The 2,421-nt window shown below is 60.3% G+C and carries 2 protein-coding genes; both read left to right on the top strand.

Features of this window, described 5'->3' with window-relative positions:
* A partial coding sequence (locus tag Q363_RS31345; protein ID WP_035358642.1) for a hypothetical protein occupies window positions 1-189 on the top strand: 189 nt, incomplete at its 5' end.
* Window positions 182-2,392 (top strand): recombinase family protein, encoded by a 2,211-nt coding sequence (locus Q363_RS31350; RefSeq protein ID WP_035358644.1) that lies wholly within the window; start codon window positions 182-184, stop codon window positions 2,390-2,392. The genes Q363_RS31345 and Q363_RS31350, both read left to right, overlap by 8 nt.
* Window positions 2,393-2,421 lie beyond the last annotated feature (29 nt).

Below are 2,421 nucleotides of genomic sequence, written 5' to 3' on the forward strand. Positions count from 1 at the left end.
TTACAAGCGAGGCTGAGGAGGAGAGTCCCCTTGCGAGAAAACCATCCGTGTCTCTTCGATCTGCTTCTCGACAAAAGCTGTCCCTGGGAAGCCCTGCAGGCCGAGCAACAGCTTCTGGCAATCGACATCCTGGCAAGGCTGATCGCCAACGCCACCCTACCCCACGTCGAGGAGAAGGACCATGAATGAATCCGGAAAGGTAAAGCTCAGCCATACGCGGCGTGCGGCATTTGTCTACATTCGTCAATCCAGTCCATCGCAGGTGGAATACAACCGGGAGTCGACGGCGCGTCAGTACGCTTTGGTGGTAAGGGCCTGCGATCTGGGCTGGGCCAAAGAACAGGTGATCGTCGTTGACGAAGACCTGGGTCTTTCCGGCTCCGGATCAGTGAAGCGGTCCGGGTTTGCCCGCATGACCGCAGAAGTGGCTCTGGGCCACGTAGGTATCGTGCTCGGCCTGGAAGTCTCCCGCCTGGCGCGCAACAACGCCGACTGGTATCGCCTGCTCGATCTGTGCGGCATGACGGATACGCTGATCGGAGACAGCGACGGGATATATCATCCAGCTCTTTTCAATGATCGCCTGATCCTCGGCTTGAAAGGCACCATGTCGGAGGCGGAACTTCATATCCTGCGCGCCCGACTGGATGGCGGAATCCGCAACAAGGCCGCGCGCGGAGAGCTACGCCGGGGTCTGCCCGTAGGTTTTGTGTGGGGCGAAGAGGACGGCGAGGTTCGCTTTCAAGCCGACGAAGCCGTGGTCGGCGCTATTCGCACGGTGTTCTCGAAGTTTACGGAACTGGGATCGGCCCGCAAGGTATGGCTCTGGTTCCGTTCCGAAGGACTCTCCTTCCCGTTGCGCGCCACCATGAACAGTCAGATCCGCTGGGTTGCTCCGACGTATACCGCCATCCATCATGTGCTCACCAATCCGGTGTATGCTGGCGCCTATGCTTACGGAAAGTGCCGCCATGAGCGTTACGTCGATGAACATGGCAGCTTCCGCAGACGAACCCGTCATCTACCCCAGGCCGAGTGGGCGGTGCTTCTTCCGGATCATCATCTCGGCTTCATCGACTGGGCAACTTACCAGGCCAATCAGACTCGCATCGATGCCAACGTTCATCCCCAACCTCACCAGGCAGGCGGTGCAGTGAGAGAAGGCGCTGCACTCCTGCAAGGTCTGGCCACTTGCGGCAAGTGCGGCCGCCATCTGCACACTCACTATCGCGGCAGAAACGCCTCGCCCGGCTATCACTGCTCGGGCAAAGACATCGTCCAGGGACGAGGCGTTTACTGTCTTAACGTCGGTGGCATCCAGGTCGATCAGGTGGTTGCGGAAGCGTTTTTGGAAGCGTTGACGCCGGCTGCGGTGGAGGCTACCGAACAGGCGATGCGGCAACTGGAAGCGGATCACGATGCGGCACTCGGGCAGTGGCGCCTGGCGGTAGAACGTGCGCGGTACGAGACCGAACGTGCTGAACGCCAATATCGCGCGGTGGAACCGGAAAACAGGCTGGTGGCGCGCGGGTTGGAAGCCGAATGGGAAAAGCGGTTGCGGGATCTCGCGGCGGCTGAGGCAGAGTTAGAGCGTCGGCAGCAACGGCGTCCTCGCACACTCAGCCCGGAAGAGAAAACCAGGATCCGTGCTCTCGGTTCTGACCTACGCAAAGTCTGGAGAGCGCCCACCACTACCGATCGCGATCGCAAGGAGCTTTTGCGTACCCTCTTGGAAGAGGTGATCGTGGCTGTCGATCGCCCCGAACATCGGGCCCATCTGACGCTGCGCTGGCGGGGTGGCGAGCTTACCGAGATCGATCTCCCTCTGCCGCGTTCCCTCCCGCGAGGTCTGCGCACGAGTGAAGACACGATCTCGTTGCTACCTCGTCTGGCAGCTCTCTATCCCGATGAGGTTATCGCCGGCATCCTGAATCGTCAGGGACGCAAGACAGCAACCGGGGAACGCTTCACCGCCAATCAGGTAGGCAGTCTGCGGCGTTATCGCGGCATCCCGCGCTTCCAGTCACCGGCGCGGCCTCCGTCGGGAGAAGTCGTTCCGATCCGCAAGGCCGCACAGATCCTGGGTATGAACACCTCCACTATCCATCGTTGGCTGGCCGAAGGCTTCATCGCCGGTGAACAGGTGACTCCCGGCGCGCCGTGGCAAATCCGCATCACCGAAGAACTGCGAGCGCGAATCGTGGAGCAGGCCCCGCCGGAGTATCTGCCCATGCTGGAAGCAACCATGAAACTCGGCGTCTCACGCCAGACGGTGTTGCAGCGAGTAAAGCGCGGCGACCTAAAAGCCATGCTTGTTACAAGCGGACGGCGCAAGGGCTTGCGAATCAAAGTCGTAGACGATCAACCCATGCTATTTGCAACTACTTCATGAGTCTGGGGGCAGTATGAAGATGGATCCAA

It is taken from the genome of Edaphobacter aggregans DSM 19364 (assembly GCF_000745965.1).
In the GTDB taxonomy this organism is placed as follows: domain Bacteria; phylum Acidobacteriota; class Terriglobia; order Terriglobales; family Acidobacteriaceae; genus Edaphobacter; species Edaphobacter aggregans.